This window comes from Synergistaceae bacterium, assembly GCA_031272035.1.
GTDB lineage: Bacteria > Synergistota > Synergistia > Synergistales > Aminobacteriaceae > JAISSA01.
The window spans coordinates 71,958-84,941 of sequence record JAISUO010000013.1; the positions used below are offsets into that span (position 1 = coordinate 71,958).

Consider the following 12,984-nt stretch of genomic DNA (forward strand, 5'->3'; position numbering starts at 1 on the left):
TGTACATAAAGCAGTTGGTTGTACCATAAGAGAGGAGTGTGTTTTATGCGCAAACTATTGACGGGAATGATGATTTGCCTTCTTGCGGCAGGCGCTTCCTACGGGGCCGACGATGTGATCAAAATCGGGTTCTTCAACTGTCTGACGGGGCAAAACGCCTTCGGCGGACAGCTGGAACTGGAGGGCGCGGAGCTGGCCCACGCGGAAATTCCTGAAGTGCTGGGCAAAAAGATCGAACTTATTGTGGTGGACAACAAATCGGACAAGGTCGAGGCGGCCAATGCGGTCACCCGCCTGATCGACAGGGACAAGGTCAATGCCATTATCGGAACCTATGGCTCCTCTCTGGCCATAGCGGGAGGTGAAGTCGCGGAGACCGCCGGAATTCCCGTGATGGGAACATCCTGCACCAATCCCCTCGTCACCCTGCATAAGAGGTTTTATTTCCGCGCCTGCTTCATTGATCCTTTCCAGGGTTCCGGCGCGGCCACCTACGCCATCCGGTCGCTGGGCTTCAAAAAAGCGGCGATTCTCACGGATGTGGCCAACGACTACAGCGTCGGCCTGAGCAGTTTCTTCAAACAGGCCTTCTCCAAACTGGGAGGTCAGGTCGTCTCTGAAATGAGGTATCAGTCGGGAGACCAGGACTTTACGGCGCAGCTCACCGAAATCATCTCCAAAAAACCGGACATCGTCTTTCTTCCCGCCTATTTCTCCGAGGGCGCCATCATCCTGAAGCAGGCGAAGGAACTGGGGGCCACGTTCCGGTTCATGGGCGGAGACGCCATGGACAACCCCGAGGTCGTCACCCTGGGAGGCGAGGCCGTGGAGGGCTTCATGCACACCACCTTCGCCTACGACCCCTCCATGAAGGACATGAACCCGGTGGCGCAGAATTTCACTGAAAAGTGGAAAAAGGCCCATCCCAACAAGGATCCCAATGTCAACGCCGCGCTGGGCTATGACGCCTACATTCTCATCGCAGACGCCATTCGTCGGGCGGGCAGTGCCGACCCGGCGCACATCCGCGACGCGCTGGAGCAGACGAAGGACGTTCCCACCGTCACGGGAATCACCACCATGAACGCCACCCATGACGCCGAAAAAGAGCTGGGAATCGTCGAAATCCGGAACGGTAAAAAACTGTTCATCGGAACCATCAAACCCGAAGTGTAGGTTTTTTACTCACTTTACTCACTGCACCGCGCAGCTTCACAAACTTCACAAAAAGCGGGGGAAAGCCTGGGCTTTTCCCCCTTTTTATAATACAGAATAATACGGAAAGGAGAATCAGTTTATTTGACTCTGAATATGTTCGTTCAGCATACCGTCAATGCGCTGGGACTGGGCTCACTTTACGGACTCATTGCCATTGGATACACCATGGTATACGGAATCCTGCGGCTCATCAACTTCGCCCACGGAGACATTTTCATGCTGGGCGCTTATTTTGTGTTCTTCACCACCATTCAGTTCAAACTCCCCTGGGAGCTGGGGGTGGCCATCGCCATTCTCGGAGCCACGATCTGCGGTCTGCTGGTGGATCGCATCGCTTATCGCCCCCTGCGAAGCGCCCCTCGTATCTCCGCGCTGATCAGCGCCATAGGCGTGTCGTTTTTCCTGGAGAACCTTGCCACCGTGGTCTTCACCGGAATGCCTCGCGCCGTGGTGCAGCCGCCCTGGCTCATGCGCCCCATCCTCCTGGGAGAGGTGCGACTCGTTCCTCTGGGAATCATGGTCCCCGTTATTTCCTTCGTTCTCGTGGCTCTCCTGCTCTGGATCGTCTACAAAACGAAGCCGGGTCTGGCTATGCGCTCCATCTCCTTTGACATCGAAACGACCCGTCTGATGGGAGTTTCCGTGGATAAAATCATCGCGCTGACTTTTGCCCTGGGTTCCGCGCTGGCCGCACTGGCCGGCATCATGTGGGCCCTGCGCTATCCGCGGGTGGAGCCCTTCATGGGGGTATTCCCGGGCTTCAAGGCCTTCATCGCGGCGGTATTCGGCGGAATCGGCTCCATACCCGGCGCGATGGTCGGCGGCGTGATTCTGGGATTCGTCGAGATCATGTCCATTGCCTTCTTCCCCACGCTTTCCGGCTACAAGGATGCCTTCGCCTTCATTCTCCTCATCATCATTCTTCTGGTCAGGCCCACAGGACTGATGGGCGAGAAGCTGGAGGAAAAAATATGAACAAAAAAACACGCAATTTCATCCTCAACGCCATCGCGCTGGCGGCTCTCGTCGCCTTCCTGGCCTGGGCTCCCGCAAATCTGGATCGCTACAGACTGCGGATCATCAACCTCATCGCCATCAACGCCATCCTGGGACTTTCCCTCAACCTGATCTACGGAATGACTGGCATGTTTTCCCTGGGGCACGCGGGGTTTATGGCCATCGGGGCCTATGTTTCCGCGCTTTTGATTCTGACGGCCGAGCAAAAGACTGCCATGTGGATTCTGGAGCCCATCATGCCCTGGCTTCTGCCCCTTCATACTCCCTTCATCGTTTCTCTGATCGCGGCCGGACTGGTGGCGGCCTTCTTCGGCCTGCTGATCGCCCTGCCCGTACTGAGGCTGGGGGGAGACTACCTGGGAATCGCCACTTTGGGATTCGCCGAAATTATCCGCATTCTGATCGTCAACCTGACCCCTGTGACCAACGGTTCTCTGGGGCTGAAAGGAATTCCCGCCCATACCGACCTGTGGATGAGTTACGGGTGCCTCTTCGTGGTCCTCATATTCATGATCCGCCTCATGAAAAGCAATTTCGGCAACGTCCTCCGCGCCGTTCGCGACGATGAAATCGCGGCTCGTACCATGGGAATCAACACCTTCCGGACCCGGGTGCTGGCCTTTACGATCGGATCCTTCGGAGGCGGGCTCGGCGGCGCGCTGATGGGAAATCTGATCACGGCTATCGATCCCAAAATGTTCATGATCACCCAGACCTACAGCCTGCTGATGATCGTGGTCGTGGGCGGGCTGGGCTCCATTACAGGCAGCATTATCGGCGCGGTTCTCATCACCACCATGCTGGAGTGGCTGAGAATTGTCGAAAATCCGCTCACTATCGGGTCTTTTCACATCCCTGGGATCCCCGGCATGCGCATGGTGATCTTCTCCGTGCTGCTGATTCTGGTCATCATCTTCCGACGGGAGGGCATCATGGGAACCCGGGAATTTTCCTGGGACTGGTTCTTCCCGAAAGAAAAGAACGATAAAAAAGGCAAACGAGAAATTTCCGCCAAAGAGGGAGGCGATGTCAGATGACCGATCGAAACGGAACGCCTTCGCCCCTTCTGCAAATCCGGGAACTGACCCTTCGCTTCGGAGGGCTCGTGGCGGTCAACAATCTGTCGATGACCGTGGCCGAGGGCAGTATCGCCGGGCTGATCGGCCCCAACGGCGCGGGAAAAACCACGGTGTTCAACGTCATCACCGGTTTCTACAGACCCACCGCAGGACGGGTCGAATTTGACGGACAGCTCCTCACCGGACTTCCGCCCCACAAAACCTGCGCGGCCGGTCTCTCCCGTACATTCCAGAATATTCGCCTTTTTCACAGCGAAACAGTGCTGCAGAACGTGATGATTGGAAGTTATGTCCGTCAAAAAGGAACCTGGTGGCAGAACATGGTCCCCTTCCTGTTCCCGGCGGCCGCTCAGGAAGAGAGAAAAATTCGCGAGAACGCCATGGAACTTCTGGAACACCTTGGTCTCGCCGAACAGGCCGACGCCATTGCCTCCTCCCTTCCCTACGGAGCCCAGAGGCGCCTGGAAATCGCCAGAGCTCTGGCCACACGGCCCAAACTGCTCCTTCTGGACGAGCCCGCGGCGGGAATGAATCCCCAGGAGTCCATGGAACTTTTGAGTTTCATCCGCAGACTTCGGGACGATTTCAACCTGACCATCCTGCTGATCGAACACGACATGAAGGTGGTTATGGGGGTCTGCGAGCACATCTGGGTCCTGGATCGGGGTCTGCTGATCGCCAACGGAACACCTTCGGAAATACGGGAGAATCCGCAGGTCATTGAGGCGTATCTCGGGCAGAACGCCCCGACCGGACAGTCCGGCGAAAACATCGCAGAGGAGGCCGCTCATGCTTGACATCAAAAATCTGAACATATGGTATGGCGGCATCCACGCCGTCAAGGGCATCGACATGACCATCGGAAAAGGCGACATCGTGACGCTGATCGGAGCCAACGGCGCGGGCAAGAGCAGCACCATTCGGGCCATCGCCGGTCTCGTGCGGGGCTATAAGGGAGACATCGCCTATACGAAGCCCGACGCCTCGAGCTCCATTTCCCTGAAGGGCCTTCAACCCGAGGAAATGGTCAAAATGGGAATTTCCCTGAGCCCCGAGGGACGCCGGATTCTCCCTCAGCTCACCGTCAGGGAAAACCTGCTGCTGGGGGCCTACAGCCGCAGCGACAAAGAGGGAATCGAAGAGGACATCGAACACGTGTACAGTCTTTTTCCGCGCCTGAAGGAGCGATACGCGCAGAAGGGAGGAACCCTCAGCGGCGGCGAGCAGCAAATGCTGGCCGTGGGACGCGCGCTCATGAGCCGTCCCGACCTGATGATGCTGGACGAACCCTCTCTCGGACTGGCGCCGATTCTCGTCTCCGAGGTTTTCGACATCATCCGCGAGATCAACCGGCAGGGAAAAACCATTCTGCTGGTGGAGCAAAACGCCTTTGCCGCGCTGAAGATCGCGAACAGGGCCTACGTCCTCGAAGTCGGGGCCATCACCATCTCCGGAACGGGACAGGAGCTTCTGCAGGATCCCCGAGTTCAGGCGGCTTATCTGGGAGGATAATAAATTACACAAAATATATCCGGAGCAAACTTTTCGACCTCTTCCCCTGCTCCGGATACATTTGGATTTATAAAATGCCGACAGGAATCATACCAATTTGAAATAAAAGGCCTAAAGTTAGAATAGCTAAAAGCAGTGATATTCAAACATTAGCTTCTTCATTAACGCTCGGTTGAAAGCAAATTGGTATCAGGCTCAGGATTTCGGCGTTTTCGGTTTGTTCTTCGAATCCTCGACGAAGCGGTCCTCGGTTCTGCGTTTCAAAACGGCCATGGGATCCCGAAAGACTCCCGCCAGCAAAACGCCGAAGTGCAGATGGGATGTGGAGGAACGACCGGTGTTGCCCACAAAGGCGATGACCTCTCCCCGCGTCACCACGTCTCCCTCTTTGACTAGAAGTTTCGAACAATGGGCGTACAGCGTCTGAAGATCGTCGCCGTGGTCCAGGATAACGGTGTTTCCGTAGCCGTTGTACACTCTGGACGCCACGACAATTCCCTCCATAACGGCGTGAATGGGGGTTCCCGACGCCAAAGGAATGTCGATGCCCGCATGAAGATGAGAGCCTCGGGGTCCAAATCCTGAGGACACTTTTCCCTCCACGGGCCACATCAGAATTCCCTGCCAGCGAGGTTCCACAGGTTCCATGGACCCTCCTCCGAAAAGAATCCGGATCTTTTTTTGCCCCGGTAAATTTTTCTTTCTGTTTTTCTTCTCCTCCGGGCTCGTGTTGAGAGAGAGAGAGTTTTTCGGTGAGACGGTCGCCCAGTCTCCCAGCGACGGCATGATGTTCTCCGTCTTCGTCCTGTTGGCGGGAAGAGCGGGAGCCCCGAAGTCGCGAACGGAGGGCAGCGCCGGCACATAGGACTCCGAAGGCAGAGAAGACCCCGGCATTGACAGGAAAGATAGACGGGGCGAAAGAAAAGCCACTGTGGAAAGAGCGGCAGGAAGAGGTTCCAGAGAGGAAGAGGGAGAAGGAAGAGCGCCGGGAGAGGGCAGCGAAAGCATCTCCATCTCTTCAGCAAAGAGTCCAAAAGGGAAAGTGAGCATATACGACATCACTATTGTCGCCCACAGAAAACACCCTTTTCGGCGTGCCATCATCTCTCAGCTTCGCTCCTTCCTTCTTCGGCCCGTCCGTCCTGCTTAAAGACCTGCCGAAAAAAACTCCTGGAAGTTTATTTCAGTATTTTTACCTAGTATATCACATCCATAAAGTGGCGTGGATTTCTCTTTTTTTTAAATCATTTCTTCTTAAAAAAATATTTTTCCGCGCCCGGGTGCAGAGGAATGGGGATCCCGTTCACAGCCGTTTCGGGGTCCAGGAGTTCGGCTTTCTCACACAGGCGGGACAGAGCGGCCCGTTCTCCAAACAATGTTTCGAGTATCTCAAACACGGTCTGCCCGTCAAGTTTGTCGCTGGCAATCAGCGTTGCCTGCAAGGCGACGGTCTCCGCCTGTTCCTCGATGCCGGGATAAACCCCCGCTTCGATGGTTTGCCACGAATAGTAGGGATACCTCGAAATCAGCGCCCTGGCATGAGCTTCGCCGACGCTCAGAAGGTGCGCCTTTCCCGACGCCGCCAGATCGGTGATGGCCGGAGTCGGAACGCCGGCGGTGCAGAAGAACGCGTCGATTTTGCCTTCTTTAAACGCCGCGACCGATCCCGCAAAACTCAAATGCTCCGGCAGAATATCCGTGTAGGAGAGTCCGTAAGCGTTCAAAATCTGGAGCGCGTTTTGCTCGGTTCCGCTGCCTTCGTCTCCGATGGAAATTTTTTTGCCTGCAAGGTCCTGGATCTTTTCGATGTTCCGTCCCGCCACAATCTGGCAAAATTCAGGGTAAAGTCCGACAACAGCCGAAAATTCCCGAAAAGGCCCCTCCGTGGAAAAAAGATCCGTTCCGTTGTAGGCATAGGTCATAATGTCATTCTGGACGAAAGCCAGCTCAACCCGACCCTGACGCGCGAGGCGAAGGTTTTCCACGGAACCTCCGCTGCTCTGCGCTGTGACGGGAACGTTGAATTTTTTCTCCAGAACCTCGGCTATCGCTTCACCGTAAGAATAATAAACGCCTGACTCTCCGCCGGTGGCGATGCGAAGGCGCAAGGGCATTTCACGCCGGTTCTGCCTGGCCGAAAAAGCCAGCAGCGCCACAAAGACGAGGATGGAAACACCCGCGACAAACGTGTTTTTTTTCATGGCGTCCCTCCGTTCCGCTTACCTGAAGAAGCTGACGATAAGCGTGATGACGGCGGCGTTGGAAATATCCACCAAAAACGCGCCAACCACGGGAACCACAAAGAAAGCCTTCTCCGAATGTCCATATTTGGCCGTCAGGGCCTGCATACAGACCAGAGCGTTGGGGGTCGCCCCAAGTCCGAATCCCACCAGTCCGCTGGCCATAACCGTGGAATCGTAATTTTTTCCGAACAGCCTGAACACGAGAAAGTACGCCGCCAGCATAATCAGCAGGATCTGAGACACCATCATAATGACGAGGGGAAGAGCGAGATTGGCGAGCTGCCACAGCTGAAGCGAATTGATCGCCATCGTGATGAACAGAGCCAGCGTGATGTCCCCGATCATGCCGATGCACTTGGAGTCAATGACGTAAAACGAGCTTCCATCGCCGATATTTCGGATGAGGATCGCCACGATCATCGCCCCCAGATAGGGCGGCAGGGTGATACCCGCCTTCTTCAGGTAGTAGCTCACCGCCGAACCGAAACCCGCCGCCACCAATACCCAGGCGAGATGACGCATCAGGTGAGGTCCGGAAACTCTGGGCTCTTCTTTTATTTTTTCCTGTTCCGCCTGCCTTGCGACGTTGCCGGTTTCCTCCAGCACGGCGTCCTCGCGGACGCCGATGTTGTCGTAGAGGTCGTTCTTCATCTCGTTGGGCGTCGCAATTTTATGGTGTTTGATGATCCACTCCCCCAGCGGCCCTCCGACGACGGAGCCGGCGACCATGCCGAAGGTCGCGCAGGCGATTCCCGCGCTCAAAGCGCCGACGACGCCATATTCATCCTCGAAGAGAGCCCCGAAGGCCCCCGCCGTCCCAAGCCCGCCGATCATGGGGACGGACCCTCCCATGATGCCCATCAGAGGGTTGAGGCCAAATCCCGCCGCCACAGGAATGCCGATCAGATTTTGCAGGACCGAAACGACGGCGGACACCGCCCAAAAAGCCGCAACCATCAGACCGCCTTTCAGAACGAGCCTGTAGCTGGCGTTGAGCCCTACCGTGCAGAAAAACAAAATCATGAACACCGACTGCAGTGTGTTGTCGAAAGCGAACTGAACGATGCCGTTCGCCTGCAGGATCGCCGCCACGATGGAAACTGTCAGCCCTCCAACCGCGGGCGCGGGAATCGAAAATTTGACAAGCGCCGGAATCTTCGATCGCAGCAGAACTCCGAAGTAATACATGATCGCTCCCAGCGCAGCGGCCTGAAGTATATCGAATTTGAGCTGCAAGATTCCGTTGACGATAGCTTTTTCCACCGAAAACCACTCCCGTTTCAGATCAAATTTAAATCAAATCTAAATCAAATTCACCAGCCTGATGCAAATTTGAGTATAGCATTGAACAAACACTTTAAACCAGTGAAAAGTTCAGATTCACTTTATTTATTACTTTCCAGTGAAATCTTTTTTGATCATAAGGGCCGGCCGTCACCCGCATCGCACATTTTTCGCGAGGCCGCCCTGCGAGGTCTCCCGGTACTTCATGTTCATATCGTGGCCGGTTTCGTACATGGTCTCGATCACCTGATCCAGAGGAACCCTGGACGGCGTCGTCCGGGCCATGGCCATGCGCGCGGCGTTGATGGCCTTGACGGACATGATGGCGTTACGTTCGATGCAGGGAACCTGCACCAGCCCTCCCACGGGATCGCAGGTGAGCCCGAGGTTGTGCTCCATGGCGATTTCCGCCGCCATACAGCCCTGTTCCGGAGAACAGTCCAAAAGTTCCGCAAGCCCCGCCGCCGCCATGGAACAGGCCACTCCGATTTCTCCCTGACAGCCCACTTCGGCTCCCGAGATGGAGGCGTTCATTTTGTAGAGGGCGCCAATGGCTCCCGAAGCCAGGAAATACCGCTCGTAAATATCCGGCGTAACGGGCTCTACGAATCGATCGTAATAGGACAGCACCGCCGGAACAATGCCGCAGGCCCCGTTCGTCGGAGCGGTGACGACCCGCCCTCCCGCGGCGTTCTCCTCCGACACGGCAAAGGCGAACATGTTCACCCAGTCGATGACGTTCATGGGATCATGAGAGAGGGCGCTGACGGATCGCAGCCTCCGATGCAGACCGATGGCCCGGCGCGGTACCCTGAGACCGCCTGGCAGCAGGCCTTCTTTTGAAATTCCCCGTTCGATGCACTCCCCCATGACCCTCCATACCTGGGCGAGCCGCGCGTCCAGTTTTTCCCGTCCCTGCAAAGCCGTCTCGTTTCTCAGAACGAGTCCGGAAATCGAAAGCCCCTCCTTCTGACAGGCTTCTATCAGTCCGGCCGCCGTGTGATAAGGAAAGGGAACGGGCTTCTCCGCCTTCCCGTCGGCCTCCGAAAGGCCCGGAAAATCCTCCGCTTTGCAGAAGAACCCGCCCCCTGTGGAGTAATACGTCTCCGAAGTCTCCGTATTCCGTTCGTCGAAAGCGGTCAAAATCATGCCATTTGCGTGCAGCGGAAGATTTTCGGAGCAAAAAACGACGTCCCGCTCCCAATCGAACTCGATTTCTCCCCGCTGCGCCCCAAGCCGGAGCCTGTGGAGCTGCTGCACGTTTTCCATAAAAGCGGGAATCGCGTCCAAGTCCACCGTTTCGGGATCGAAGCCCGCAAGCCCCATGATCACGGCTCTGTCGGTTCCATGCCCCTTCCCCGTCAGCGCCAGGGAGCCATGCAGCTCCACCACAATACGCCGGGGAGAAATATTCCGCATCGCCAGCTCTTTTATAAAATTCTCGGCAATCCGCATGGGACCGATGGTATGAGAACTCGACGGACCTATCCCAATTTTAAAAATATCAAGTACGCTGATCACACCGCGCACCTCCCGATCCTGAGGATAAAAACGCGATAAATAAATTTCGCGTCATTGAGCTTAATCATAACCTAATCATAACCCAATCAGAACTTACCCAGCCGTCGGGTCACAACGGACAAAAGGCAAAAAAAGAGGAGAGACTCCGCGGGTCTCTCCCCTTTGGCCGGTCTTCGATACGCCGATCTTTCCGCGCTTTCGCGAATCACTTCGCGGGCAGTTCCTCCAGGATGGACGAAAGGCGGGACAGAGCTTCCTTCAGTTTCGCCTCGCTGACGGCATAACATATGCGCACAAAACCCTCGCCCGCCTCGCCGAAGGAGCTTCCAGGAATGGCGATGATCTGCGCGCGCTTCAGCCAGTCCTCCGCCACCTGCTGGGATTTCCCCAGTTTTGAAACGTTGGGGAAAACGTAAAACGCGCCTTCAGGGGGCAGACAGGAAACTCCGGGCAGAGCGTTCAGCCCTTTGATCAACAAATCCCGTCGGGCCGTGTACTGAGCGAGCATCTCCGCCACGTAGGCCTGAGAGCCGTCGTAAGCCTCCACCGCCGCCCACTGGGTCGGGGTGTTGACGCAGGAGGACATCCCCTCCTGAATTTTGATGATCGGGGCCATGGTTTCCTTCGGCCCCTGGAGGAACCCTATCCTCAGCCCCGTCATGGCGTAGCTCTTCGAGCAGGTGTTGGCGGTAAAAACGTAGTCCTGCATCCCCGGAAGAGAGCCGATGCTCACGTGTTCGGCCCCATCATAAAGAAGCTTCTCGTAGGGCTCATCCGAGATCACCGCAAGATTGTATTTTTTGACCAGCTCGGCAATTTCCAGCAGTTCCTTTCTGGACGTGACGCCGCCCGTGGGATTGGAAGGCGAGTTGAGAATCAACAGACGCGTTTTGGGCGTGATGTGTTTCTCGACCTGCTCGGCGGTGGCGTGGAATTTGTCCTTCTCCAGGAGCGGGAAAAAAGCGGCCGTGCAGCCCGCCATGTGAATCTGCCCCTGATAGTTGGGCCAGGAAGGATCGGGAAGCAGAACTTCGTCTCCCACGTCCGTCGTCCCGAGAATAGCCGCCTGAATGGCTTCGCTGGCGCCGTGAGTGATCAGAACGGAAGCCATCTCGCAGTCAATCCCGTTTTCCCGCTTCAGCTTCCGGACTACAGCCTGGCGAAGCTCGGGAATCCCCGCCGTGGGGCTGTACTTGTTCTTTCCCTCGTCAACGGCCTTCTTCAGGGCTTCGGCGACGTTACGTCCAATGTTGAAATCCGGCTCTCCCAGCCCCAGATTCAGAACATTTTTGTACCCTGCCGCCAACTCCCCCATTTTGCGGATTCCTGAGGAAGGACGCGTTGCGCATCGTTTACTGACTTTTATGCCCATTTCTTCGTACCTCTCCTTTCAACGCGGAACCATCCACAGCTCCGCCCAAAACATTATACCCCGGAGCGTCATTCCGTCTGTCAGGGCTTCACCGTGTAGATGTAGGATTTTTTCCCGTCTTTGATCTCCACGACGCCCAGATCCTTGACGGGGTCGTGCTTCTCAGGGCTGAAAGAGGTCAGACCCGTAACCGTGGCGACGTCCTTCGTGGTCTCCAGGGCATCTCGAATCGCGCCGGGTTCCGCGCTGTTGGCGCGCACAATGGCCTGATAAAGCAAAACGTAGGCGTCATACCCCATTGCCGCGTTGGCGTTGGGCGCCTTGCCGGGATATTCCTTTTCCCAGGCCGCCGTAAAGGCTTTGGCCTCTTCGTTCATCTCCGGCATGGAGGGATCATAGGCGAAAGTGGTGTGCAGGAATCCCTCCACCGCTTCGCCGCCCAGGGTCACGATGTCCGGATTGTCCATGGCGTCGCCGCCCATGAAACGGAACTTCGCGCCCTGCTCGTACCCCTGCTTCATAATGATTGCGCCCTCCGCAAAGTAAGCGGGGATGAACAAAACGTCGGGCTCCTGAGCAATGATCGCGGTGAGCTGCGACGTGAAATCCGTGTCGCCGGACTGGTACTTCAGGTCCGCCACGATCTTTCCGCCCAGTTTCGTGAAGTTCGATTTGAAGAAGTTCGCCAGTCCAACGGCGTAATCGCTGGCCACGTCGGTCAGTACCGCCGCTTTTTTGTATCCGAGGTTGTTGAAGGCGTAATTCGCGGCGGCCTCCCCCTGGAAGGGGTCGATGAAGCAGGCTCGGAACACGAACTTTTTGCCCTCCGTCACCAGAGGATTGGTACAGGCGGTTCCCATCAGAGGGATTCCCGCGGTTTCCGCCAGTTCTCCCGCCGCCATGGTCGCGGAAGAGCCGTAAGGCCCGATGAGTGCGTTGACTTTATCTCCTTCGATCAGACGGCTGGCCGCGTTGGCCGATTCTACCTTATCGCTCTTGTTGTCCACGATGATGAGTTCGATTTTCTTCCCCAGCGCCTCGGGGTGGAGCTTATTCGCGAGTTGCATCCCCTCCAGCTCCAGTTGTCCGCCAAAAGCGTTCTGCCCCGTCATAGTGGCGACGACGCCAATTTTGATCGTATCCGCGGCAAAACCCGCACCTGCCATAAGGCATACCCCACACAGCGCCAAAAGAAACTTTTTCATATTTCCCGCCCCTTTCCAGAATAGTACTTCGTTTGCTTCCGGCATTCCTGCCGGCTGTTCCGACGTTTTCCGCGTGTTTCTCCTTACACAAAAATCATAATATTGATCATTGATATTCAAAGAATTATACTCACAGGCAAATTCTATTTCAAGCCTCGTCCAAAGGCGATGAATCAGATCAATGATGACCGATGATGACCTCTGCCTCGTCATAAAAGATCACCGCCGAGTGTGCGGTGAACATTCCTCGGAGGTTGGTATATAATGTCATTGATGAAGGGAGGAAAACATGATGAAACTGATTATTCCGGGTTTTTACGTTCCGCCAAAGGACCCCAAAGACTTCGATAATCTAAGTGACGCGGAGAGAGCAGCGATTCACGCAGATTACGAAGCTCTGAAGGATGAAGTCAGACAACAACAAATTAAAGAACAAGAGTATATTAATAAATGGTTTTATGATATGATTTAACCAAACGTTACAACATCAACACCCCTTTCGGGGGTTTTTATTACGGCCTGTAAATGCCGGG

12 protein-coding genes are annotated in these 12,984 nt (G+C 55.8%); 6 read left to right on the forward strand and 6 right to left on the reverse strand.

The genetic code is table 11. The features are described 5' to 3' along the window. Positions 1-45 precede the first annotated feature (45 nt). The 5 genes from LBR61_01530 to LBR61_01550 all read left to right on the forward strand — a co-directional run bounded on the left by LBR61_01530 (position 46) and on the right by LBR61_01550 (position 4,826). A complete protein-coding gene (locus tag LBR61_01530; GenBank protein ID MDR1730753.1) occupies positions 46-1,176 on the forward strand; it encodes an ABC transporter substrate-binding protein in 1,131 nt (376 codons plus the stop codon). A 123-nt stretch (positions 1,177-1,299) separates the two neighbouring features. Further along, positions 1,300-2,193 carry a branched-chain amino acid ABC transporter permease gene (locus tag LBR61_01535; GenBank protein MDR1730754.1) on the forward strand — a complete coding sequence of 298 codons (894 nt, stop codon included), beginning with the start codon at positions 1,300-1,302 and terminating at the stop codon, positions 2,191-2,193. Continuing rightward, positions 2,190-3,272 carry a branched-chain amino acid ABC transporter permease gene (locus LBR61_01540; GenBank protein MDR1730755.1) on the forward strand — a complete coding sequence of 361 codons (1,083 nt, stop codon included), beginning with the start codon at positions 2,190-2,192 and terminating at the stop codon, positions 3,270-3,272. The genes LBR61_01535 and LBR61_01540 overlap by 4 nt, the downstream gene beginning before the upstream one ends. Further along, positions 3,269-4,111 (forward strand): ABC transporter ATP-binding protein, encoded by an 843-nt coding sequence (locus LBR61_01545; protein MDR1730756.1) that lies wholly within the window; start codon positions 3,269-3,271, stop codon positions 4,109-4,111. The genes LBR61_01540 and LBR61_01545 overlap by 4 nt, the downstream gene beginning before the upstream one ends. Continuing rightward, positions 4,104-4,826 carry an ABC transporter ATP-binding protein gene (locus LBR61_01550; GenBank protein MDR1730757.1) on the forward strand — a complete coding sequence of 241 codons (723 nt, stop codon included), beginning with the start codon at positions 4,104-4,106 and terminating at the stop codon, positions 4,824-4,826. The genes LBR61_01545 and LBR61_01550 overlap by 8 nt, the downstream gene beginning before the upstream one ends. Before the next feature lie 195 nt (positions 4,827-5,021). Here LBR61_01550 and LBR61_01555 read toward each other — a convergent pair whose 3' ends face one another. From LBR61_01555 to LBR61_01580, 6 genes are all read right to left on the reverse strand, one after another. Then, positions 5,022-5,885 (reverse strand): M23 family metallopeptidase, encoded by an 864-nt coding sequence (locus LBR61_01555; protein ID MDR1730758.1) that lies wholly within the window; start codon positions 5,883-5,885, stop codon positions 5,022-5,024. 185 nt (positions 5,886-6,070) lie between these two features. Next, positions 6,071-7,027 (reverse strand): TAXI family TRAP transporter solute-binding subunit, encoded by a 957-nt coding sequence (locus LBR61_01560; GenBank protein ID MDR1730759.1) that lies wholly within the window; start codon positions 7,025-7,027, stop codon positions 6,071-6,073. 18 nt (positions 7,028-7,045) lie between these two features. Next, positions 7,046-8,332 (reverse strand): sodium/glutamate symporter, encoded by a 1,287-nt coding sequence (gene gltS / locus LBR61_01565; GenBank protein ID MDR1730760.1) that lies wholly within the window; start codon positions 8,330-8,332, stop codon positions 7,046-7,048. A gap of 171 nt (positions 8,333-8,503) precedes the next feature. Then, positions 8,504-9,874 (reverse strand): L-serine ammonia-lyase, encoded by a 1,371-nt coding sequence (locus LBR61_01570; GenBank protein ID MDR1730761.1) that lies wholly within the window; start codon positions 9,872-9,874, stop codon positions 8,504-8,506. A gap of 205 nt (positions 9,875-10,079) precedes the next feature. Beyond that, entirely contained in the window at positions 10,080-11,246 is a 1,167-nt protein-coding gene (locus tag LBR61_01575; GenBank protein ID MDR1730762.1) for a pyridoxal phosphate-dependent aminotransferase, read from the reverse strand. A gap of 80 nt (positions 11,247-11,326) precedes the next feature. After that, the gene (locus tag LBR61_01580) at positions 11,327-12,412 is read right to left on the reverse strand and encodes an ABC transporter substrate-binding protein (GenBank protein MDR1730763.1); all 1,086 of its coding nucleotides are present in this window, start codon (positions 12,410-12,412) and stop codon (positions 11,327-11,329) included. Between the two features lie 328 nt (positions 12,413-12,740). Between LBR61_01580 and LBR61_01585 the strand changes: the two genes are divergently transcribed. After that, on the forward strand, positions 12,741-12,923 hold the full coding sequence (locus LBR61_01585) for a hypothetical protein (protein ID MDR1730764.1): 183 nt from the start codon (positions 12,741-12,743) through the stop codon (positions 12,921-12,923). Positions 12,924-12,984: the final 61 nt, after the last annotated feature.

Coding starts and splice junctions, on each gene's coding strand:
- LBR61_01575 (MDR1730762.1), bottom strand. CDS start 11,246: ATGGGCATAAAAGTCAGTAAACGATGCGCAACGCGTCCTTCCTCAGGA.
- LBR61_01560 (MDR1730759.1), bottom strand. CDS start 7,027: ATGAAAAAAAACACGTTTGTCGCGGGTGTTTCCATCCTCGTCTTTGTG.
- LBR61_01585 (MDR1730764.1), top strand. CDS start 12,741: ATGATGAAACTGATTATTCCGGGTTTTTACGTTCCGCCAAAGGACCCC.
- LBR61_01540 (MDR1730755.1), top strand. CDS start 2,190: ATGAACAAAAAAACACGCAATTTCATCCTCAACGCCATCGCGCTGGCG.
- LBR61_01545 (MDR1730756.1), top strand. CDS start 3,269: ATGACCGATCGAAACGGAACGCCTTCGCCCCTTCTGCAAATCCGGGAA.
- LBR61_01555 (MDR1730758.1), bottom strand. CDS start 5,885: ATGTCGTATATGCTCACTTTCCCTTTTGGACTCTTTGCTGAAGAGATG.
- LBR61_01550 (MDR1730757.1), top strand. CDS start 4,104: ATGCTTGACATCAAAAATCTGAACATATGGTATGGCGGCATCCACGCC.
- LBR61_01530 (MDR1730753.1), top strand. CDS start 46: ATGCGCAAACTATTGACGGGAATGATGATTTGCCTTCTTGCGGCAGGC.
- LBR61_01580 (MDR1730763.1), bottom strand. CDS start 12,412: ATGGCAGGTGCGGGTTTTGCCGCGGATACGATCAAAATTGGCGTCGTC.